Source organism: Lysinibacillus fusiformis (assembly GCF_003049525.1).
Classification (GTDB): Bacteria; Bacillota; Bacilli; order Bacillales_A; family Planococcaceae; genus Lysinibacillus; species Lysinibacillus fusiformis.
Window position 1 is genome coordinate 223,415 of record NZ_PYWL01000005.1, and the last position, 23,340, is coordinate 246,754.

The 23,340-nt window shown below is 33.0% G+C and carries 23 protein-coding genes; 6 read left to right on the forward strand and 17 right to left on the reverse strand.

What is annotated here, in order from left to right; all coding sequences use genetic code 11:
- Window positions 1–2: 2 nt before the first annotated feature.
- From C9J29_RS14220 to C9J29_RS14265, 10 genes are all read right to left on the reverse strand, one after another.
- A complete protein-coding gene (locus tag C9J29_RS14220; RefSeq protein ID WP_089985888.1) occupies window positions 3–860 on the reverse strand; it encodes an ABC transporter ATP-binding protein in 858 nt (285 codons plus the stop codon).
- Window positions 861–1,238, reverse strand: coding sequence for a GntR family transcriptional regulator (locus C9J29_RS14225; RefSeq protein ID WP_008175490.1), 378 nt, complete (start codon window positions 1,236–1,238; stop codon window positions 861–863).
- Window positions 1,239–1,380: 142 nt separating this feature from the next.
- A complete protein-coding gene (locus C9J29_RS14230) occupies window positions 1,381–2,664 on the reverse strand; it encodes a histidine--tRNA ligase (protein WP_107922350.1) in 1,284 nt (427 codons plus the stop codon).
- A 258-nt stretch (window positions 2,665–2,922) separates the two neighbouring features.
- Entirely contained in the window at window positions 2,923–3,348 is a 426-nt protein-coding gene (locus tag C9J29_RS14235) for a MarR family winged helix-turn-helix transcriptional regulator (protein ID WP_089985890.1), read from the reverse strand.
- Window positions 3,338–3,616 (reverse strand): transporter suffix domain-containing protein, encoded by a 279-nt coding sequence (locus tag C9J29_RS14240; RefSeq protein WP_089985891.1) that lies wholly within the window; start codon window positions 3,614–3,616, stop codon window positions 3,338–3,340. Before C9J29_RS14240 ends, C9J29_RS14235 begins: the two co-directional genes overlap by 11 nt.
- A gap of 148 nt (window positions 3,617–3,764) precedes the next feature.
- Window positions 3,765–5,411, reverse strand: a complete 1,647-nt coding sequence (locus C9J29_RS14245; RefSeq protein ID WP_107922351.1) for a DUF4179 domain-containing protein — start codon at window positions 5,409–5,411, stop codon at window positions 3,765–3,767.
- Entirely contained in the window at window positions 5,398–5,931 is a 534-nt protein-coding gene (locus C9J29_RS14250; protein WP_096365653.1) for an RNA polymerase sigma factor, read from the reverse strand. Before C9J29_RS14250 ends, C9J29_RS14245 begins: the two co-directional genes overlap by 14 nt.
- Window positions 5,932–6,285: 354 nt before the next feature.
- Window positions 6,286–7,647, reverse strand: coding sequence for a TraB/GumN family protein (locus C9J29_RS14255; protein WP_107922352.1), 1,362 nt, complete (start codon window positions 7,645–7,647; stop codon window positions 6,286–6,288).
- A gap of 193 nt (window positions 7,648–7,840) precedes the next feature.
- Window positions 7,841–8,533, reverse strand: a complete 693-nt coding sequence (locus C9J29_RS14260) for a stalk domain-containing protein (protein WP_008175503.1) — start codon at window positions 8,531–8,533, stop codon at window positions 7,841–7,843.
- Between the two features lie 325 nt (window positions 8,534–8,858).
- Window positions 8,859–9,572: an SDR family oxidoreductase gene (locus C9J29_RS14265; RefSeq protein ID WP_008175505.1), complete on the reverse strand. Its 714-nt coding sequence runs from the start codon at window positions 9,570–9,572 to the stop codon at window positions 8,859–8,861.
- A 325-nt stretch (window positions 9,573–9,897) separates the two neighbouring features.
- Here C9J29_RS14265 and C9J29_RS14270 point away from each other — a divergent pair, with 325 nt between their 5' ends.
- From C9J29_RS14270 to C9J29_RS14280, 3 genes are all read left to right on the forward strand, one after another.
- Window positions 9,898–10,236, forward strand: a complete 339-nt coding sequence (locus tag C9J29_RS14270) for a winged helix-turn-helix transcriptional regulator (RefSeq protein WP_008175508.1) — start codon at window positions 9,898–9,900, stop codon at window positions 10,234–10,236.
- A 51-nt stretch (window positions 10,237–10,287) separates the two neighbouring features.
- Window positions 10,288–10,893, forward strand: coding sequence for a TetR/AcrR family transcriptional regulator (locus C9J29_RS14275; protein ID WP_164908747.1), 606 nt, complete (start codon window positions 10,288–10,290; stop codon window positions 10,891–10,893).
- Window positions 10,894–11,020: 127 nt separating this feature from the next.
- Entirely contained in the window at window positions 11,021–11,677 is a 657-nt protein-coding gene (locus tag C9J29_RS14280; RefSeq protein ID WP_107922354.1) for a DJ-1/PfpI family protein, read from the forward strand.
- A 122-nt stretch (window positions 11,678–11,799) separates the two neighbouring features.
- Here C9J29_RS14280 and C9J29_RS14285 read toward each other — a convergent pair whose 3' ends face one another.
- The 3 genes from C9J29_RS14285 to C9J29_RS14295 are packed head-to-tail and all read right to left on the reverse strand — an operon-like array spanning window position 11,800 to window position 16,968.
- Window positions 11,800–13,074 carry a coiled-coil domain-containing protein gene (locus C9J29_RS14285; protein WP_089985897.1) on the reverse strand — a complete coding sequence of 425 codons (1,275 nt, stop codon included), beginning with the start codon at window positions 13,072–13,074 and terminating at the stop codon, window positions 11,800–11,802.
- Window positions 13,075–13,085: 11 nt separating this feature from the next.
- On the reverse strand, window positions 13,086–14,762 hold the full coding sequence (locus C9J29_RS14290) for a beta-barrel domain-containing protein (RefSeq protein ID WP_107922355.1): 1,677 nt from the start codon (window positions 14,760–14,762) through the stop codon (window positions 13,086–13,088).
- Window positions 14,763–14,775: 13 nt separating this feature from the next.
- Window positions 14,776–16,968 (reverse strand): peptidase domain-containing ABC transporter, encoded by a 2,193-nt coding sequence (locus C9J29_RS14295; protein ID WP_089985899.1) that lies wholly within the window; start codon window positions 16,966–16,968, stop codon window positions 14,776–14,778.
- Window positions 16,969–17,316: 348 nt separating this feature from the next.
- On the opposite strand from C9J29_RS14295, the gene C9J29_RS24355 reads away from it, so the two are divergent.
- The gene (locus tag C9J29_RS24355) at window positions 17,317–17,493 is read left to right on the forward strand and encodes a hypothetical protein (RefSeq protein ID WP_164908748.1); all 177 of its coding nucleotides are present in this window, start codon (window positions 17,317–17,319) and stop codon (window positions 17,491–17,493) included.
- 198 nt (window positions 17,494–17,691) lie between these two features.
- Entirely contained in the window at window positions 17,692–17,934 is a 243-nt protein-coding gene (locus tag C9J29_RS14305) for a hypothetical protein (protein WP_141390439.1), read from the forward strand.
- 910 nt (window positions 17,935–18,844) lie between these two features.
- On the opposite strand, the gene C9J29_RS14310 is transcribed toward C9J29_RS14305, so the two are convergent.
- From C9J29_RS14310 to C9J29_RS14325, 4 genes are read right to left on the reverse strand one after another with little or no spacing between them, the layout of a single operon-like run.
- Window positions 18,845–19,468 (reverse strand): response regulator transcription factor, encoded by a 624-nt coding sequence (locus C9J29_RS14310; protein ID WP_089985901.1) that lies wholly within the window; start codon window positions 19,466–19,468, stop codon window positions 18,845–18,847.
- Window positions 19,461–21,731 (reverse strand): sensor histidine kinase, encoded by a 2,271-nt coding sequence (locus tag C9J29_RS14315; protein WP_089985902.1) that lies wholly within the window; start codon window positions 21,729–21,731, stop codon window positions 19,461–19,463. The genes C9J29_RS14310 and C9J29_RS14315 overlap by 8 nt, the downstream gene beginning before the upstream one ends.
- Window positions 21,715–21,897, reverse strand: a complete 183-nt coding sequence (comX, locus tag C9J29_RS14320; RefSeq protein WP_012296015.1) for a competence pheromone ComX — start codon at window positions 21,895–21,897, stop codon at window positions 21,715–21,717. Before comX ends, C9J29_RS14315 begins: the two co-directional genes overlap by 17 nt.
- Window positions 21,898–21,907: 10 nt before the next feature.
- A complete protein-coding gene (locus C9J29_RS14325) occupies window positions 21,908–22,807 on the reverse strand; it encodes a polyprenyl synthetase family protein (protein WP_237068845.1) in 900 nt (299 codons plus the stop codon).
- 323 nt (window positions 22,808–23,130) lie between these two features.
- On the opposite strand from C9J29_RS14325, the gene C9J29_RS14330 reads away from it, so the two are divergent.
- Entirely contained in the window at window positions 23,131–23,334 is a 204-nt protein-coding gene (locus C9J29_RS14330) for a Blp family class II bacteriocin (protein ID WP_237068846.1), read from the forward strand.
- Window positions 23,335–23,340 lie beyond the last annotated feature (6 nt).

Here is a 23,340-nt window from a genome sequence, read left to right on the forward strand (position 1 = left end):
CCTTACCACCCTTTCTTTGTATAATACATAATGTCTTCAAGCGTAGGCTTTTCAACCACCACTGTATCACCAAATATAGTAGCTGCTCGATGTTTATTGGCTGTTAATGCTTCAAAGCCTCTGTTTGTTTTACGAAGGGCGACGAATTCCTGCTCCGTTTCACGATCTAATAAATCCAAGGTTCCTTTAACAATAGCGTATTCCTCTTGAATTTTATAAAACTCCTTTGTGAAAATATGCTCACCATTATGAATAAACGTTATATAATCTGCTATGCGATCTAAATCTGTCGTAATATGTGTGGAGAAAAATATAGTTTTGTCTCCATCTTGCATTAACTCATGTAAAATATTGAGTAATTCTCTGCGAAAAATAGGGTCGAGCCCCGACGTTGGTTCATCCATGATGATTAATTCAGCGTGATGTGCTAACGCGATGGCTAAGGATGCTTTCATCTTCATCCCTTTCGAAAAGGTCTTCATATTTTTGTTCAAGGGTAGCTCAAACTGTTCCACATAATGCTGAAATGCCTTGTCATCCCATTTTCTATAGGCAGGTTTAATGATCTTTTTCATATCCTTGAGTGTGATATTTTCATAAAAGATATTCTCATCATAAACAAAACCGATACGTTCTTTTATTTCTTTTTCATGTTTCTTATAACTTTTACCAAAAATAGAAATAGTCCCACTATCCTGCTGCAATAAATTCATAATCATTTTAATGGTCGTTGATTTTCCTGCACCATTTCCGCCAATAAACCCTGTGACAAACCCTTTTTTAACATGGATTGAAAAATCCTTTATTTGAAAACCATTAAAGGACTTTTGTATATGCTGTAATTCAATAACATTTTCCATTTATTCATCCTCCGTATACAATAAAGTAAGCATAGCCTTTAACTCTGCTAAACTAATATCCATTTCCTTCGCATTTTGAATTGCCACCAACAATTTTTCCTCAATGGCCTTCATTTTTCTTTCCTTCATCATTTCTGAATTTTGTTCAGAGATAAATGATCCTTTCCCAACAATAGAATAAATAAATCCATTTTTTTCAAGCTCTTCATATGCCCTTTTCGTTGTAATGACACTAATCTCTAAATCTTTGGCAAGTTGGCGCATGGAAGGCAATGGCTGCCCCTCTTGTAATTGCCCTGTTAAAATTAGCTTTTTAATTTGTGCATAGATCTGCTCATAAATAGGCTCTTTAGAACTGTTCGAAATAATAATTTGCATGCAAATACCTCTTTTAAAATATTGTATATATACTTTATATACAATATATACACATAGATACAAATATGCAAGTAAAATTTTCCTTTTTGTGAAATAAAAATAAAAGCATATAGCCAAATAAATGACTACATGCCTTTTCAATTTAAAATTTAAATGCAATTACTTCTTCCTTACCGCTTTGCATACTTTTTATTTTATACATATTTTGCGTGACCTCATCTTCTCCTAGGACTATAACCTTTGGTGTATTTTCCCGATTCGCTTTCTCCATTGCTTTTTTTACTTTTTTCCCACTAAGCTCAACTTCTACCTTATATTCATGTTGCCGCAATGCTGCTGCCAACTTCAGCGCCGACTTTTCTGTTCCAAGGGGAATAATATAAATATCCACAATAGGAAAGTTTTTCTCGATTCTTCCTATAACCTCCAAGGCTGTATAAATGACGTCTAATCCAAAAGAAATTCCCACAGTGGCATACGATTGCTCCTCAGACCCCAAAAGGCCACCAATCGCCTGATCATAACGTCCCCCACTCCCAATACTCGAACGAATGGTTCCATCTGCTAAGAAGATTTCATAAATTGTTCCTGTATAAATTTCAAGCCCTCGTGCTAAAAATGGATTGAACGTACATTTCTCATTTAATCCAAGTGCATTTAAATAAGCTGTTAGCTCCACTAATTCCTGTATACCTTGCTGCAAAATGATGTTTTGATTAGCGAACTCATTAAAATAGGCCATATTTATTTGAGGTTGCCCCTCTAAAAATTGCTTTATTTTTGTCATGCTGTTTTCAGAAATTCCCAATTCCCTCAATTCAGATAGCACTGTTTTTTGGTCTATTTTCTCGATTTTATCTAATATTAAAATAACCTGATTCATTTGTTGCTGCTCTACTTCAAATAATTGCAGTAAACCAACTAAAATTTTGCGATTGTTATATTGGATGTTAATCTGGAGATTAAGCTTATCAAATGCATCTATCGCCATCATCATTAGTTCCGCTTCAGCAGCTTGTGACGTCACCCCAACAATATCTACATCACATTGTGTAAATTCACGAAAACGTCCAGCCTTAATGGGCCCATCTCGAAACACTTTACCAATTTCATAACGTTTAAATGGCATAGTAATAGAGGGATTCGTCGCTACTACCTTTGCAAATGGAATTGTTAAGTCATAGCGTAACGCTAAATCACGCTCACCTCTATCCGTTAGTGTATACATTTCCTGTACAATTTCAGCACCACCAGCATATTTAGAAGCCATCAACTTCGTATAATTAAGAATTGGTGTCTCAATCGGCTTACAGCCATAAGCCATAAACGTGTCTTCTAAAGTGCGCCGAATAGCACGACGGGCAACCTCCTGCTCAGGTAAATAATCTTGTGTGCCACGTACATTTTGGTAATCCATTTTTTTCATCACTTTTGCCTCCTCATTTTTTGACAAATAAAAAAACCGTATACGATAAAGCTCTCAATTAGCTTTATTTATACGATTACATGAGAAATAGTCTTCCTATTCAATATTAATTAATTAATAAAGATAGCAAGACTACTGACTATGATGATGTTTTGTTGTGTACGATTGGACAAAGGTGATTGTCATATGTATTCCCCCTTTTATGTTAAGAGATACTATAAGACAAAACGAAATAAATGTCAAATTATTTAGAAAATTTTATAAAAGTACACTTTTTAATTTTTCTAGTACCTCTATCACATTCACCAACTCCTCATCCGATAGCTGTGCTTGATATTTTTTAGTGATTTCTTGATTAAACGCTTCACCTTCCTGTTTATACAGCAAACCTTTCTCACCTAATTCAATCGAATAGCCACGCTTATCATCGACATGCTGCCTTTTTATAATATAGCCATCCTTTTCAAGCTTTGCTATCTGCTGGCTCACGGCACTTTTGGTAATCATCATTTTTTCAGCTATTTCTGATGGTGAAATGGAAGGATGACGAATCACTAATGCCAAAAGGACCGCTTGCTGATTATTTAAATTGAACTTAGTATAGTCTCTTTCCATTTTCTCAAGAACAATCCAAATATCTTCAATTGTATGATTAATTTGCTCTGCTACATTGTTAGTCTTCATTTTTTTGAGTATCACCTTTTTCACGCCATTTTTTAGGATTAAGATAGCTTTTAAATTTGTTAGCTACTTCTTTCCCGACAAGTAAAGCGCCCAACCAAAATAAGATTTCAGCTACAATGATGCTGCCTGGAATAATACCTGCTTTTACTTTCGTAGGAATAGGTGTAAATGGTGTAATGACTGGGATTAGCCACAACGAAAGCGAAAAAATAATAATCCCGATACCCAATTTATAGGCAATGGACTTTTGTTTCTCGATAGAGGACATACAATGATTCTCCTATTTAATAATTTAGTTAAGTTAACTTAACTATATATTAAATATTATTGTAAGTAAAGCAATTATGGACATAATGAGTAAAAAACCCCATCTATTTGAGTTTTGATTGTCCAAATAGATGGGCTGATTTGCCTCCTTATTCTCCTATTATTAGAGGTATACGGAGTTCTTCATCAGGTTGTTGCGTTGTATAATTATAAATATAAATATCAAGCTCTATCTCCTTGAAATTTTTATATTCATCCATTCGCATATTATTATCATCACCAAGTATACCTGCAATTATTGGCATACCATAGTTTCGATCTTTATGATCAAGATAATAGGTCTGAGTGACACCACCAAATGTAGGATCAGAGCTAAAGGATTCAATATAAAGATTATTGTCCTTCATGTAGTATGTCCATGTAATTGGATATTCTCCAACCATCGACGTTTTACTTTGAGGTTTCTCTGTTATATCAGTTAAGCGTATCGGTTGTGGATCACCATCAACTATATCAACACGATGTTTAGCAACCAATGTCATTGTTTTATCCACCAACGAGGAAACATCTACCCCCTTCAGTTCAAAACGGAGCTCTGTTTTATAGGGATCGTTTTCTTCATCCCATCTTCCTCCATCTAAAAGTACTCCCCCAATATTTAGCTGATAATCTTTGTAAGGAATATGCGCATACTTCTCTTTATGTTTTAGTACTAAACGTACTTGTGTTGGTGTAACTTTCATTTCATGAATGACTGTTCCACCAGTTGCATTTTCTAATGGAATATTGACAACTTTTTTAAAAGATCCCTTTTTTAATTTTTCCTTGGACAGATTCATATCTATACTCCAAGTATTTTCTGCAATACTTAATGTATGCTCGTATGTTAGATTGAACTGTGTCCCTTTCGCCCGTAAACTTTCTGAGGAGAAAATTTGCTGACTAAAGTATTCCCCTGTTGCTCCTGGTGTTCCAAACACTGGTGTCCCCACGTCTTGAATAGGCTGATTCTTATCATTGACTGCTTTGATACGTACCCATTTATCCTTCATTTTTGAATCTGTAAACGTAACAGCAGAATGAAGCATTACTTTTCCCTCTGGCTGCTCAAATATTTGTAATGTGACATTATCAATTCCATCCTTTTGAATGGCGAAATGCTGCGTATTAAAGTCATTAGGATTATAACTAATAGATTGCTCCTCATCACCTATCGCATAAATATTCTTTATTGAAAAATTAATATCTGATAGTTGATCTTCTGCAACCCAGTCTGTCTCGAAATATCCTTGGAAAACACCAAGATCATCATCCCATTGATGTACATAATTTCCTTTAATCAAATCACCCTCAGAGTTTTTAAATCCAATTTGATCAAAACTAATATTATTTCCATCCCAAGTGGCATCAGGCTTCAAACTATATAGAAGGAAAGTTCTATTTTCATCAATAAACGCTGTGTGTACCGTTAACGTAAATCCGTCCTTCGTAATGGATTGCTCAATCGTCTGGCCTAAGCCTTGCGCTAATGCCGATTGAATACCAGCTCTATATGAAAGAATGTTTGACCAATCATAATTCAGGGCTGCATAAACTGGCGTGGCCATTAGCGCGACAGCTAGTCCAGCCACCAAAGCGAATTTCTTTCTTCTGCGGGGCCGTTTTTCAATCGTTTCACCTTCGGTAATCTTTAACTCATCTTGTTCAATAGAGCTCCACATTTGTTCGAAATCAGGATACACCATATTATGATCTGCCTTCAAACCTTTTTTCAGCTTCTGTTCAATGCGTTCCAAATTGATTCTCTCCCTTCAACCATAGATGTTGATTTTGTTCCATTTTTTTGCGCATTATTTTTAATGCTTTATGCAGCCTCGACTTTACTGTACCTACAGGAATTTTTAACGTTTCTGCGATTTCTACTAACGACAATTCACCGATAAAACGAAGAGTAACAACGGCCATAAGCTTTTCTGGCAACTGCTTGAGCAATTCCTCCCATTCCTCCCCAGCTACCTTCTCCATTACAATAGTGTCTACAGACTTAACCAATGCCGTATTCTGCTCATGTAGAAGTTGAACCTGACCTTGTTTTTTCAATTGAGCTTGCTTTCTTTTTAACAAGTTTAAGCATTGGTTCATCGCAATGCGCATAATCCAAGCACGTGTATGCTCAATGCTTTTCCAATCCTGACGGAACACGGTGACAAATACATCATGGCAGAGATCTTCCGCATCTTGTGCATTTCTTAGCATGTAATAACAGGTACGGTATACATCCTTATTGTATGAATCAAATAATTCTCGTTCTGTCAATCTGAGTCACTCCTTTCTGACTGTTCTACTTTATAAACAAATGACTACTAGAAAAGGTTCATCTTTTTTAGAACTTCCTTGTTATGTAATTCAATTAAAAACCTCACAATAAAAACAGATGGCATTAGAGTGGTCCATTATAGGACGTCTAAACCATCTGTTTTTAGCTTGTAGACAGCAATAAGTAGTGACATCATTGGGTCTAGAAATTTTTGTTCCTTCATATTTTCACTTATTATGGTGTCATTTTACAAAAAAGTATATCTTAAGATAATCATAGCTATCGATGAATATCGGTGCAACTAAAAATGACAACCCTAGCTACGTTCATAGCTTTGGGTTGCCTTTATAATTTTATTGATAAAACGGCTTTACATCGTATCCGTTTTGCTCCAAATGATAGCGAATATTTTTATCTACTAGGAAATGTCCTGATCCCACAACAACAAAGTACTTTCCTTTTTTCTCTTCAAGAACATTCATGATTTTCTTGGCCATTTGCTCATCACGTAAGCCGAAAAGCATTTCATTGAACTCAGATGATTGTCCCTCCATTGCTTGGAAGCTTTTTGCGAATTCTTCCACATTCCCTTGCTGCCAGCTTGTAAACCATTCTTGAAGAATTTCGGATTGATTTTCTTCAGATGGATTGATGATATTATCCAGCACAGCGACTAATGACTGTTCCTGTGCCTCTGGTGACAATGCATCAAACATATCTACCTGCGCTCTTGTACCTTCTAATTCAATCACTGGCTTTTGTTGCAACTGTGCGTTCAATAAAAAGTATATATCAATCCCGTGCATTGTCATTTCTTGTGGTGTCATTCCAAAGGAATCGTCCATTGCCAGCATTGATAATGCACTAGAAAGCATCCATGGCTTTTGTACTATTAGTTCCTCCATTGGAAGATTGTAAAGCTTTGCGACTTGTTCTAACTTCGCATATGTTTCTGGTGCAACAGTATCTTTTAGTGTTTTGCCATCTGTATACATTGCTTTTTCTGCATAGTATTCGAGTGCTTCCGCATCCAGGATATTCGCCTCTACTAATAGCGCATCCGATTCATTGAATGCCTTTACTAGTTTGTTATTGAATGGATATAAATCGGGTGTTCCTAGATGAATGGAACCTAGTAAGTATACAAGTGTATCCTCATCCTGAACAACCCAAGCTACCCCGTTCGATCCTTGCTCTGCTAGCCCATATGTACTCTGAATGAAACGCACAGCCAATATTACAGCCTGTTGAGTCGTTGCCTTGCTCTCCAACTGTAATCCATTAGCAGAGCCTTGTAATATATGATGCTCTTTCATAAATTGAATAGGATCTTTACCAACCGGTAAATCATAACGCGCTACAATATTATATAAACGTTTTACAATATCCCCACGTGTGTTATCATTCTTCACACTCACTGGTTTATATTGTTTGTTTTCATCTAAACCTAGAGAAGCAATTTTCTTTTCTGTTAAAGCTAATAATTCATTTACTTTATCTACCGAAATTTCTTGAAGGAAACCATCGAAATACCATTCCATTGGAAAGATTCCGTATTTTTCACCCTCATTTAATGTTTCTATTGCCCACTCACTAATTGATGGTGTTAAAGGTAGTGACTGCTCCTCCGCATGGATCACAGGTACAACCGTTGTCAGCATCAATGAAGCCCCAAGCAAAATAGCGCTTGTACGTTTCATTATCTTTTTCATCATAAGATTTTCTCTCCCTTTTTCTACTTCCTTACCTACAACGTTTGAAATTATACCATAAATAGACCAACTATTTTATAAGTAAATGTGAAAATTTTTACAAAAATGTATTGACTTTAATTATGTCGAAATAGTTATTACATCCCATTAAATAAGACGATGACACTCGTTCTTGTCATCGCCTTTTATTTTAAGCTTATTGAGTAAATTTAGGATCCAATATACCTAAACCACTGCCTTCAATTTCAAACTTCACTTTTGAAGCACCTTCTAAATTAACATTAACCTTTACCTTATCTTTTATCGACCCGCTATCATAAATCAATTTATTATCTGCGTAAATTTTCATATAGCCTATTCCGAAAGAACCTGCCGCTAGCTTTTTAACAGGCGCTAGGTACGTTTCAAATGATTTATATTTTCCATTAGCCATGTATTCAACTGTATGATCTTGTACAGCCCCACCGCCGTGATAGCCACCTAGTTGATAGGATTGTTCAAACTTTTCTCCAGTACTAATAACGATAGAGCTTGGGTTATGGAAGAAGTGATCTTCATCACTCCCAATAGGCTTTACATCTTTTAAAGAGATGAAGGTTGGAGCATCACCAATATAAATGGATTTTGATTTACCATCCCATGTCACATTTTTCCCTAAAGACTCAGCAATAAAACGCATCGGCACATAAGTAGTTCCTTCATAAATAAAGCCAGATTGACCCTCTTTTGGCTTTTTCTCAACCTTATCTACATAGTAATGAATCGTATCTTGAGAAACATTGATCTTTTTCAAACTGCTTGCTGCCTCTGTCGTTGAAAGGTAGGTGAAGGTTAAACCTCCTAATATAAAAAAGCCTAAATAACTCGTAATAATAAGTAGTTTTTTCATAGAGCACACTCCTTAATATATTTATATGTAATTATACCAAAAATTACATATAAATATTTCAACATATTGTTCAAAATAGAAAAAAACTGCTTATCACTTCTTTATTCATGAAGCAATCCTTATTCTACATAATTATATTTGGCTTTTAAACGAGGCTTAAGGTCACTAGGCTATACTTGTTTAATCTCACAGACTTTTGTTTATGAAATTGAAGCTTTCCACTTTTAATATGATTATTAGTATCTGAATATTACTTAAATCCGTATGGATTATTCTTATCTATCAAAAAATGAATGTTTAACTCCATTTTTCTTTTAGTTACTGATTATGCTAGTATATGGCCTCCTTCTACATGAAGAATGGTTCCAGTCACAAAACTATTTTGTAGCAAGTATAATATGCTTTGTGCAACATCTTCGACCCTCCCTATACGTTTAACTGGAAGTTTATTTTCAACAGAAGCATAAAAATTATTCCGTATTTCTTCTGGCATTTTATTACGAGAAGGTGTATCAATGATACCAGGTGAAACAATATTCACTCGGATTGGAGCAAGTTCTAATGCCAAAGTTTGGCCTAGATTAGAAACAGCTGCATTGACTGCACCTAGAGTCGCTGAACCAACCATAGATTTATAGGCCACAACCCCAGAAAATAAAGTAATGGAACCGTTTGGTAAAATTTTCAACGCGCCGTATTTTGCTGCATAATATTGTCCCCAAAATTTGTTTTCAAATAACTGTCGAGCCTGGACTGTACTTGTTTGGATGAATGAGCCCCCTGATGTTTCTGCTGCGCTTACTACAAGATGATCGAACGGACCGACTTTTTCAAAGAAAGACACAACTTGCTGTTCTTGTGTTGTATCTAGTGTGTAAGCTATAGCCTTCACCCCCAATTGCTCTTTTGCTTTCCGTAATTTATCTTCAGATCGACTTGCAATGATTACTTCAGCACCTTGGGCTAATAGTTGTTTCGCTGATTCCAAGCCAATCCCAGAGCTCCCACCAATAATGACAACCTTTTTATCTTTTAACATGTTTTTACCTCCTATATTTCCAAATAGTAAATTAAAAATTCAATTTCTCTGGCATTTGTATATCACGCTTTCATTCATAATGGGTACTGATAGTAAAGGTACTTATTATAAGATCTACGCTTAAGGATAGTTGATATTTTGTTGAAATCTCACTAAATTTCATTACCCCCTTAATCTAGTAATGGATTAACAAAGCCAACGATATTATATATATAGTTACTTCATTTTCGGAAGTAGTGATATTTATTTCACAAAGTTTCTAGAAGTATACTATTGTGATAATATAAGGTGAATTAGACAAAAAAATTTTAGGAGGCTGTTTCTGATGAGTGTGATTGAGCCAGTCGTGTTGACCAAAGGAACTCCAGGTGAGACTTGTCCCATCGCTAAAACACTGGATATAATTGGAACAAAATGGACATTTTTGATAATTCGTGATCTGCTTATAGAAGGAACGATGCGCTTTAGTGACCTATTGAAATCAATGGATGGAATTAGCCCGAAAACACTTTCCCTCCGCCTTAAAGTGTTGGAGGATCAAGGTATTTTAGAAAGAAAGGTATTCCCTGAGGTTCCCCCTCGCGTGGAATATACGCTAACAGAAAAAGGAAAGGGATTGGAAGGTATTTTTATTGAACTAAAAAGATTTGGACTAAATTTATAAAAAATAAACCTTTAAATGTAAGCTATCATTGTGCAAAATGGAGGAAATTCAATGAATAAAGAAGATCAAATACGTGATCTTATTATCCAAACTTCTCTAAGTTTATTTAATAAAAAAGGTTACAACCAAACTTCTATTCAAGATATTATGACTGCCACGGCATTACCTAAGGGTGCCATTTATAGACGTTTTGAAAATAAAAATGACATAGCCATTGCTTCCTTCACCTATTCTATGAAGATTATTTGGGATCATTATTTTGAAGCAATAAAGTCTAAAATAACAGCGACAGATAAAATAATTGCTATGTTTGAAGTTTATCAAGATGCGGTTCATACCCCACCAGTTGATGGTGGATGTCCGCTACTGAATACAGCCATTGAAAGCGATGATGGATTCCAAGAACTACATGAGTTAGCTGCTAATGCACATAAAGAAACCCTACTTTTTTTACAATCAATCATTGAAGAAGGAATACATGCCAAAGAATTTAGCCAGCATGTAAATGCTTATTCCCTAGCATCTTTTTTATTCTCTACTTTAGAGGGTGCTGTCATGTCTAGTCGTTTAGCTTTAAATAACGATCATATGAATCATAGTATTGAACAGATCACATACCTTTTACAACAGTACGCACCAAAGAACCAAGAGGTTTAAAATACAATACCTCTTGGTTTTCACTGAAATGTAATAATTATATTGTTGAAAAAAAATGCATTTGCGTTTAAGATTATCTTGCGGACCGGACGGTTCGGTCCTAATATATTTTAAAGGAGAGATAGTTTTGGAAATAGCAATTTTACTTTACGATGGGATTACAGCTTTGGACGCAATTGGTCCATACGAGGTATTTGCAGCTACACAGCAATGTCAAGTGAAATTTGTTGCTAAAGATAAAGGACTGATTAAACTAGATTCAAAAATGGGCTTTTTGCATGCAGACTATAGCTTTTCTGACATAACTTCTGCCGATATTCTTATTGTTCCTGGCTGTAGTCCACCTAACTTCAAAAATCCAATGAATGATGAAACAACGCTCAATTGGATTCGTAACATACATCAAACAACCAAATGGACAACATCCGTGTGCAATGGCTCTCTTATTTTAAGTGCAGCTGGTCTATTAAAAGGAATGAAGGCAACTAGTCACTGGGGTTCCTTTGATATCCTACAATCCCTTGGAACTATTCCAACAGATGAAAGAGTTGTGCGCCAAAATAAAATGGTCACAGCAGCTGGCGTCTCTTCTGGTATTGATATGGCTCTACAACTAGTTGCATGGGAATTTGGTGACGACCTTAGTATGGGAGTTCAGTTAATACTGGAATATGATCCACAGCCCCCATTTGATACAGGCTCTGTACAAAAAGCACCTAAGCCTTTAGTCGAAGATATAAAAAAAATGCTTCAGGCATTTTCAGAGAAAGAGCCTGATCTGTAAACTAATAAAAAGAAAAATGCTACAGCAACCAAAAAATCGTATAAGGGTAAATAATTTTACCTTCATACGATTTTAATTAAATTCACTTTTAATGGTTTAACTAACATAAAAACTATTAAAAATTACATAAAATATCCATTTAATGCCTGTGTATACTTTTCGCTTAAAATATAATAATTGAATTTATATATATTAATTTCTGATTCAATACGCTGAATATCTCTATCTATTCTTTCCAATTCTGCACTAGTAATTACTCCAGCACTATATTGTATTTGTAAATCCTTTTTATCTGCAATTAAAGACGCTTTAGTTTCCTGCAAATTATTCATTTGTAAAAACATTTCTTCTTGTTCAAAGTAAAACTTTTTGATTTTTACTTTTAATTCCTTTACTAGATTATCTTTTTCATATTTAGCTACTTGCCATGTTTGGTAATAATAATCTTTTAAATTTGTTTTACTAGACTCAGCACTAGTGTAGTTTTTCTCTGCTAACAAAATATCCTCTTCTAATTCCCGAACATTGAACATTTTATACATTTTACTTTCCAGTTCCATTATTGGTAATCTATTAATTTCTTTATCAATTGATTGCAGCTGAAGCATTCGATTATAAGGCAACCCAACCTCCAATTTCAGCTCCTCTAAATAAAAATGAAAGGCTCTTACTTTTTCATCAAGCTGCTGGTTTAATTTTTTAATTTCCCGCTCTTTTTTCTCAACATCCTTATTGCTCGTTAACCCGTGTTCTGCCATTATCCATAAATCTTCGATATCAGAATGAATATACGATAATTCTTTCTTAAGTTGCTTAATTTCAGCATCAAGTAATAAAAGGCTAATATACTTTTGAGAAATATATTGTTTAATAGCCTCTCTAGTTTTTTCAATCCCTATATAATTTTTACTTTGATTAGCATCGATTACTTTAGCAGCATTATTCAATTCTTCGCGTTGTACTTTTATCTTTTCTTGTAGTTCCTGATTTCTTATAACCTCCTGACCTTCTAATAATTGATTCAGTGTTGTATTAATTAAAATTTGTGTACCGATCAATTGTCCAATCGCCTCTTTTTCTTCCTCTGCTAATTGGTTAAAATCTGGATGCTGATGAAGAAAATACTCAGGATTTGTAGGAAGTAAACTTATAGTTGGATTATGAATATTATCTAACTCTTTTAATTCATCTTGTATATTCTTGTGTTGTGAACTTAACGCCTTAATTTTAGTTTCTAAAAGTTTTATATTCCCATGATTATTTAGTGCTAATTCTATTGCCTTTTCAATTGTAATCGTTTCTATATCTTCTGTTTCTTTCGCTTGAGCTGCTGTAGACACGCAAAAAACACATAATAAAATGCCTAAAAAACAAGGTACAATTAATTTTAAGTGCATATTTTATACCTCTAGTCTATAAGATTAACTTTCTCTAAAAGATAGTGTAGAATTTTTTTAGAATCTGTAATGACAGAGGCTTCAGCTGTCATACCTACCTTAACTTCACCTTTTTCTCCTTTTTTATTGCTAAGTATTTTACTTGTAAGAGATGCTTCCACTGTATAATAACTCAAGCCATTTTCACCCGTCACTGAATCTGGACTAATTGAAGAAATTTCTCCTGATAAATAACCAAAATTTTGTTTTGGAAAAGCTGAAAAGTGAAAATTAACTTTGTCTCCTATTTTGATTTTACCTATTTCTTGATTAGGAACCGCTAAAGTAACTTTATATTGAGATTCTTGATCAGGAATTATAGACAAAATTGGTTCTCCAGCTTGAAGAAATTCTCCAACATTAATTTCCTTAATAACATTTATCGTTCCACTAGTAGATGCTTTAACTGCACCTTTATTTGAGGAAATCTCTAGCTGCTCAATATTTTCTTGTATAGTTTTTTTCTTTTTCTCCGCCTCTTCAATTTGACTATTTATTTCTACAACTTTATCTAGCTCAAACTTTTTTAGTGTGACTTGTACACCCTCATTTAATAAGCCCTTTTGGTTGTCTATATCTTGCATACTCTCTGCTAAATGTTGCTTTTCTAGGTTTAGTCCATCATTATTTATAACTAATTCTGTTACTTTATCCAAACTTTCTATATCCGTTTTCGTTTGTTTTAGTTGATTTTCTAAAGTATTGATATTTGTATCTATATCCAAGATCGTATTATTAATAAATTTTTCTAATTCTAAAGAGGCATTTTCATACTGCATTTTTTCGTTTTCAATCTGTGCCTTTGGAACAAAACGCTCACCTAACTCTAAAGATCTGTTATATATTTTTTCATTATCATTCATTATTAAAGTTAATTGTTCCAATTTTTTTTGATAATTAGCCAATTGAGAATTACGTACTGAATCGTTTGGCTCTAAATAATTTTGTTTAGTAATTATTGATTTTTTTAGTTTTCTTTCGTTATCTAAATCAACATTTACTTGATTAATTTTATTTTCTAGTCCTCCTTTTTCTACCTCATACTTATTTTTTTCATCTTTGAAAGTTCTTTCATTTTCTCGTATCTTTATATCAGTCATTTGGCTAGATTGCTCTAAATTATTCCTTTTCTGTTCTACATCCATGGAGCTGCTTTTAAATTCTATTTCTAGTTGCTTATAATTAGCAATATATTGATCTACTAATTTAAAGTATTTTAATTCTCCATCCTCGGATTTAGAAAATTGATTCTTTCTTTGTTGAATGCTCACCTTGTATTTGTTCAAAAGGTTTAATTCTGCCTCGATTTGTCCTAATTCCGTTTTTCTATTCTCTAATTCTTTTAAAACTTCCTTTTGTTCTATAGAAAATAGCAAATCTCCTTCTCTTACTTTTTGGCCCTCTTTTAGATATAGCCCTTGAACTTTCCCATTTATCGGAGACTGCACTGTATGTACTTTCTCATTTGGACGTACTATGCCATTAGCTTTTGCAACAGTATCTATCTCACCAAAGTAACTCCAAGCTAATGCACAAATTAATATAACTACCAAAATAGAAATAAAGATTGATACGAATGGATGTGGTTTGGATTCTAAAATCTCTCGACTATCAGTTAACTCATTTAAATTACTTATTTTTATTCTCATCTACTATCACCTTTTAACTAGTAACTAACTCTATTTGTTCATTTGCACCAGCAATTTGATTTCTCCAAAGTTCATAATATCTACCTTTACTATTCAGTAATTCTTCATGTGTCCCTATTTCAATAATATGCCCCTGTTCAATCACACAAATCTTATCGCACTTCTTAATCGTGCTTAATCTATGCGCTATAATAATTGTAGTAACTCCAGAACAATAGTCATCAATGGTCTCTGAAATGGCTTTCTCAGTGATGGAGTCCAGGTTACTTGTTGCCTCATCCAGTATAAGAATATCCGGTTTTTTTAAAATTGCTCTTGTAATGGAAAGACGTTGACGTTGTCCACCTGATAAATTGGATGCATTTTCCTCAAGAACCGTACTATAACGTAAAGGTAGAGTATTAATAAAATCATGAGCTTTCGCAATTTTTGCCGCATCCACAATATCCTCAAGTGTCACATCATTATCTGTCCCCAATGATAAATTTTCTTCAATTGTGCCGCTAAAAAAGAAACTCTCTTGAGAAACATAGGCAATCTTCTCACGCAATTTGTGAAAATCTAAATCCTGTAGATTATTACCATTAATTAAAATTTCACCTTTTTCAGGCTGATAGAAATTTAAAAGAAGCTTTGCTAAAGTTGTCTTTCCGGAGCCACTTTCACCAACAAATGCTACCTTTTCCCCCTGACCGATAGAAAGGTTCACATCTTTTAAGATTAGACTTCTTGTGCCATACCTAAAATCAACATTTCGAATATCTATATCGCCTTTTAGATGTTGAGGAACCATTCTTTTTCCTTTATGCTTCTCTTCTTCAGTTTCTAAATCAAAAATTTCTCCTAATCTTTGAGAAGCAACAATAGCGGATTGAAGCATTGGCTGTAAGTTAACTAAGTTTTGCAATGGCGTTAAGAAGTAGGCTAGTAATGCATTAAAGGCTATTAACTGCCCCGCTGTCATATTTCCTTTTAGAACTTGATATGATCCTACCCATAATATGACCGTCCCACTTACTAGGCCTAAATAATTTTTCAAAGAGTTTTGATAGTTATCAATTAGCCCATGCTTAAAAATACTTTTTAAAAATTTAATAAAGCGTTTTTCAAGTTCATCTTTTGTTGCTTTTTCAGCATTGTAAGCTTTAATTGTTTCGACTCCATTAAGCGACTCTACAAGATAAGCATTTAATTGGGCGTTTTCTTCCATTTCCCTACGATTAATATTTTCATAGGCTTTTTTAAATACCCATACAATCAGAATATAAATCGGAACCATAATCAGCGTGATTCCAAATAAAAACGCATTCTGGGTATATAATATAATTGCACCAACTATTACCATTACAGTATCCAATACAATTGATAAAGTAGCTCCTGATAATGCCTGCCTAACTTTAGAAGCATCAATTAGTCGAGAAATAATTTCTCCTATTTTTCTTGTACTAAAAAAATTCATTGGTAAGTTTAAAACGTGACTGTAATAGCTTAGAATTAGTGAAATATCAAGCTTCTGGCTTATATGTAGTAAAAGATAGTTACGAAATGCATCAAGTATAATTTGGAATGTATATAGTAAAAGTATCCCTAAAGAAATAATATGCAATGACTTTTCTAAATTAAAAACAAGAATATCGTCTATTAATAATTGAAAATAAAATGCACTTGCAATACCAAGCATAGTATATAAAATTGAACTAATAATTATTTGGAAAAATAGCCATTTTTGCGGTTTTAACAAATGAATGAAACGCGCTAAAAGTCCTTGTGTTTCATCACCTCTTTCAAATTTGACTGATGGTATGAGTAGTACAAGAACGCCTGTCCATATTTTAAAGAACTCTTCAGGTGAATATTTCACAATTCCTTTTGCAGGGTCAGCAACAATAACTTCCTTTTGGGATATTTTATGTATAACTATATAATGTAATAATTGGCCATCTATAATACAATGCGCAATAGCTGGTAAAGGAATTTCCTGAAAAAGACTCGTAACATCCCCTTTTACAGCCTTCGCAGTAAATCCAATTTTTTCAGCTGCTTTTATCAAACCCAGTATATTAGTCCCTTGTTTATCCGTCCCAGCTACTTCTCTTAGTTGGGAAATAGGTATTTTCAACCCATACTGCTTAGAGACGGTTGCTAAACAAGCAACCCCGCAGTCCTTTTGATCATATTGTTTAACACAAACATATTTTTTAAACATCTACCTTTATACCTCTATTTCATTTATTTAACATTGAAGGTGATAACGCAATTTCCTTCATCTACTTATACTCCAACAGAGTTCTATTTCTAATTATTTATTTTAGTCAGGTTACACATAAGTACAATTGCGTGATTTCGCATAAATACAATTGCGGAAACACGCAATTGTATAATTTGAAATTAAAGTATACCGTTTATTTATAGGCAGATATTTAACTTAAATTTTAGATCTTTTGCCTTTAAACAATAGATTGAGAGTGAGGTATTAGTTTTGGAAAAAACATTTAAATGTTTATCATCTGAAGAATTGTTAAGTATTGATGGAGGAGGAGCATACTCTGATTTTATGAAAGAATTATGGGTAGGCGGCGGATCCACAGTAGGAGGTCTTATTGGCGGTGCTATTGGGGTCGGATCATCTGGTTCAATAAAAGATGCTCCTATAAAAGGTACCGCAGGTGGTGTTACTGGTGCGGTAGCTGGGGGTATTATAGCCGGCAAAATTTGGGACGCACTTCATTAATTAGATAAATAATAATCACACGACTGCTGATTAGAGAGGATCGATCACAAAATGTAAGTTACCACACAAACCTTTTAAGAACGATGAATCTTTCTTATTTAAGCTTCAAAGTTTCTCACATTATTTCCAAACTTTTTTGGAAGCTGGATTAATTAATATTAACAGCATTTTTTAAAATTTATTATTTAAAAAGGAGTTATGAGCATGAATGTTTTAAATGAACAAGAATTAATGGCTATAAATGGTGGTGGCCTTGTTTCAGGGATAGCCGGAGGATTGCTAGGTGGAGGAGCAGGATTTCTAGGAGGTAGTGCTGCAGTTATTGCAGGATATACTACAGGAAACATGAACGGTGAGAAGGCTAGAGCCATAATAAAAGATACTACTATGGGATTCGCTGGTGCTGGTGCACTAATTGGAGGAATATCCCCTCTACCATAAAAAAGTAATCCGATATTTAAAAAATAAACTAATTGGAGAGGACATTTATAAACAAATTCTCCTTTATAAATGTCTAGTAAAATCCTTTGTTTAAAATCCAATATCTATGATTAGGTACTGTGACTAAATTCTTTTAAAGAGTTTAGTCCTTTATTTGTATCTTTATTTCCTAAAAATATTTCATATTCTTAATTAAGAATATCGTATTTTTTTTAGTAGAAAAGTCTATTATAATTTACTTCTTTTATTTGGATTATTAATAATTAAGATTATTTTTAAATAACACACAATGTGCCTTATTTTGGATTAAATACATTCACCTATAACATTGCTTCTTCAATTATTATTTTTATATTAACTTTTACTCTTTCTTAAATTAGTAAATCGATTTATTTATATAATTACACTGCAAAATCATAATGAAAACATGATTCCGCATAATTAAATTTCGGAATCACACATTTTAAAAGTTGAATAGAATTATGAAATAATTAAAGGGAAGTTATACAAAAAAATATATTAAAGGAAGATGTGAATGCAGACATTCTGGCGGACAGCCATTTCGGTAGCCATAGTAGTTGTCATTATCGGGATTAATTATATTATTTTTGAGTCTGGTACTTTTCGAATAGTACTCAATAGTTTATGTTTGTTTATTGTGTTGCTCTACAATCAACTTAGGCCACCTGAAAAAAAGTGATAAGAAATTATCTTTATTGCTAATGATTCATGGTATATAAATACATTTTTTTACATATCAAGATTATGTTTATAGAAGAAGGATTCCTTCATTATCTTATAATTGGAGTCCTCCTTCTATATTTAATTATTAATTATTATCTTTTATAAAATTAATCTAATTAGGAAGAGTAGTTAAAAGTCAAAATTTGTTTTGTACTACCCCCCTTTTTTAAATCAAATTCATCTCCTTCGCTTTTATTACCGCTTCGGCACGTGTCCCAACATTTAACAGCGTATAGATTTGAGATAAATTATTTTCAATTGTCCGTTGCTTTACACCCAGTTCAAGCGCAATTGCCTGATTCGTATATCCCTCCATCACAAGCTCGAGTATTCTTTTTTCCCTGTTATTGAAACGTAATATTTTTTTAATAGAATTTCCGGAACAGCTATCATTAACATAATCAATAAAGTCTTCAGGAAGTAACATGTCATTGTTCATGGCTGCGTAAATGGTTTTTAATATCCGATCTTTTGTTGCTGTTTTCGAAATCACATTATTAATTTTCTTTTCAATAATTAAGGAATAGTAATCTTTAATATCATCACCAGTATATAAAATTACAATTGAGGATGGATATTTTTCCTTCACTAATTCAGCAAATGTTAGACCACTGCAAGCACCGAGATTAACATCAATTAAAAAAACATCATACACTTTTTTCTCAATAACATCTGCAAATGACTCTATATCATTTAATGTATCAATTGAGATGTCTGATACTGCGTTAAAAAGCTTTTTACTGCCATCCAAAATCATAGGATGGTCGTCTACTATAAGTAGTTTAATCATAAGTAACTCCTTCCTCTATTTTTATATGGACGCGCATCCCTTCGTCAGGAGCAGACTCAATTTGGATAAAACCGTTATAAGCATAAACACGCTCTATTATTCCTTGGAGTCCCATAGAATTTTTCCGTTCACTTTCGGACAAATCGCAGCCTACACCATTATCCAAATACACCAGCTCAAAGCCATATAGTGTAGAGATAAGTTGTATCTTCACATAGGTAGCTTGTGAATGCTTTATTGCGTTATTTAATAATTCTTGTACTGTTCGATAAATGAGTAAAGGATAATCAGCATTCGCTAACTCTACATCTTCAATTTCAAGAATCATAGCGAAATCCGCACGCTGATCTGTCTCTGCAAATAATTTATTTAATGCTGCCTTTAAACCTTGCTTTTCTAGTAGTGGTGGCTTCAATTTTCCACAATAATAGCGTAATTGGTGATTAAGCTCAACCAGATTTTCGCGATGCTGCTGAATGAGCTGTTGTATTTCTTTTTGTACTTGCTTGTCTTGAAATTTATCTATCTCTCTAATTAGATGGATTTGTTCTTGAAGAATCGTATCATGGAGCTCTTGAGCTAGCTGATATTTTTCGTTTTCGAGCTTTATCCAAACGAATTTCCTTAGCCATGGAGGATATGGCTTACCTGTTTTTTGAAAAGTATTTAATTGGTAGATTAAGTCTTCAACCAATTGCGTATTTTCAATAAAGTTACTTATGTACATAATCAATAGTTCAAGGCATAATAACTCTTCTCTTTTTAAATAAATTTTACCTTTATCTTCAATCGTAAGAATGTATTTTTTATCTAAGGTTTCATGTAAACAACCTATATAAAGGTCCCCTATTTTCTTTATCTCACCTAAGCTTATTTTTTCAATAGTATCAGTATTAAAGACAGGAACAGACGGTAAATCATTCTTTATAACTGTTCCATCAACTGTAGAGTAGATATAAATAGTAATATCACTAACAGATAATTGTTGTGATAGTTCCTCTGTAAAACGCTCTAATAATTCTTCAACTGTTGTCACTTTTATAATGCGTTCAATAGTTTTATGGACAACGTGAATATAATCTCCTTTAGGGGAATATAGTAGCTTCCGATTAGCGTAATCTATCTTTTCTTTAATATAGAGTGCAACTACCAATAATATAAACACAAATAAAAAGATATACAGTAAATCCATTAAATAAATATGAATAGTAAGATATATCCCTGTACATATTAAAGCAGCTAAAGTTAATGAAAACAAACTATAATTACGGATCTTTGAAATTTGATAATCTAAATCAAACAACCGCTCAGGAAATTGCACCAGTAGTAAAGAAATAGGGATAACTAATAAAAACAAAGCGCAAACCGAAGATGATATTATAAATTGTTTAAATAAAAGAATCGGTAAAACGTAGAGAAGCACAAACGGGAGGAATGGTACTATCAAACATAAAAATAATAGCAAAAATTGTTGCTTACGATATCTTATGTAAGACATACCCATTATAAAAATAGCATAAAGTATCAGAACACAAAATATAACTAAAATTAGGATTGTATTGAATGGTCTTATCAAAGGATCAACCATCTCACATAGCGTCAATATACCAACAATACAAGTAAATCCATATAAGACTATTTTATTCACTATAAAAGTGAAATGAATACTTAAAGATTTAAGATAATTACATAAAAAATGAATTAATAAAATTAAGCTTAATATTAAACCATTACTTATTATAAATATGCCTAAACTATCTAGTCGAGTAGAAGCTCCCACACTGCTATAAGTCAATGAAACTGTCAGTATAAATAAAATAAAGATGCCCAAAGATTGAAAGGTTTTTCTTTTATATGTATATAAATAAATACTTAACGTTAAATTGATAAAGAAATAAACTAATGGAATAATGAAAGCATGCAGAAATTGATATGGCAACTCTGAATACTTAATTTGTATAGTCTTTAAATTACCCTGTGAATCTTCTAACAAGATACTATTTGCACTTCTTATCATATATTCTTTTGTGTCTTTTCCTGTTTCTATTTCTTTATTATCTACCTCTAAAATAGTTTCCCCTTTTTCTACATCATTGAGGTTTGCCCACTCAGGATAGGTAAAATTCTTTATGACCCAACCATTATGTACTATTTCGACTTCAATGCCGATCAATGGAAATCTGAAACTGATAGATAACATATATACGATCACTAATGTATAGCTAATAATCGTAAATAAAAACGAACTATATTTTATTTTCATCCACTGCCCCGCGCCATCCAAGCCCTCTAAAATAGATAGGCTCATTAAATGCTTCCAAAATAGCCTGTTGCTCTCGTGTTGTAACACCTACTAATGACAATTTGTTTTCTTTTAAGGAAACAATTAAACTAGGATTTTCTAATAAATACTGAATTAATTTTCTCAAATTACAACCCTCATTCCATTAATTTCTCTAAATATAGCCTACTTTTTTTGCTAAATGGCATTATCTTTAATAAATCTAGTGCTTTAAATTTATAAGTATTTTTTAATGCAACGGTATAATGGATAGCTCCGTTATTCATCAAAGCATCTTCAAAAATTTGTTTATCTAAGTATGCTGTAGTACCTGAATAATAATCTGTTAAAATTTTCGAATACTCCTCACTTTGTTCAAATAAAAAAATAATAGGTATGGAAAATTTTTTATTTAGCAAATCATTTTTCTTATTCCACATGTTTAAATCCTCAATATCATTTTTTATTTGTTGAATAACACCTATATAACTTGAATACTCTTCTACACAGGGTTCATATTTACCTAACGCTAGAACCGTGCCTAACTGACTACTTAAAGCAGTCAATGATCCAGATTTTAAAGTAATCATTTCTATATAGCTTTCTTCAACTCTACAATTATTTAATAGATCTAAGTGTTGTCCGTTAATACTTCTTAAGACAAAATCGTTTAAAACACCTATAGCTATTTGTTTATGAGTAAAGGAACTTTCACTTATCAGCTTTATAGCTAAAAAAATCATGGCTAAAGTTGCATTCATAGCAAAAGCAGGTTCATTGCACCAGATATAATCTGAATCATTGTCTTGTAAATCATCTATTATATCAAAGCTTAAAATTATTAGTTCAATAGCGGCGGCTATCTTTATAATTTCCAAGTTATCATCTTGGGCAAATTCTTGATAGTGAATCATACAGAGATGCCCAAAAATCATATGAGAATCTTTTTTTTCATCAATATAATTTAAAATGTTAGTTCTGAAAGACTCATGGAAATCTTCCGATAAAACTAATTCTTTCATTTCCTTAAGTATTTTGTTTTGATACAGCAAATCCACCCATCACCCACTTTTAAAATATTTACATTTCATTATAAACGTCTAACAACAAAATGAAATAGTAAAATTTTGTTATCAATTTTAATATTTTGCTATATTTCTAAAATAGGTAATCGGAATTCAGGTAAAAATTACATAAAGAATGCTAATAAATTGGTGTTAATTCCCCCCCTAAATAGAGCAACATTCTGTAATCAACTGTGTGATTACGCAATTGATACTTTGCGGAATTACACAATTGTAAATATGACCCAAAAAAAATAATATATGTTTAAACATATATGTTAATTTGATTCCGATTACTAGAAAGGTGGTGAATACATATGTTAGGGATGAACGAATTATCTGAAGCAGAGTTAATCGAAATAGATGGTGGTGGCCTGAAGAATGAAATCTGGAATACAATTCAGACTTCTGCAGGGTTTGCTACTGTTGGTGGCCTTGTTGGTGGTCCGGCAGGAGCAGTAGTAGGAGCTCATTACGGAGCTGTTGCTTATATTATTGGGTATGCGATTGATAAAAAATAAATGTAA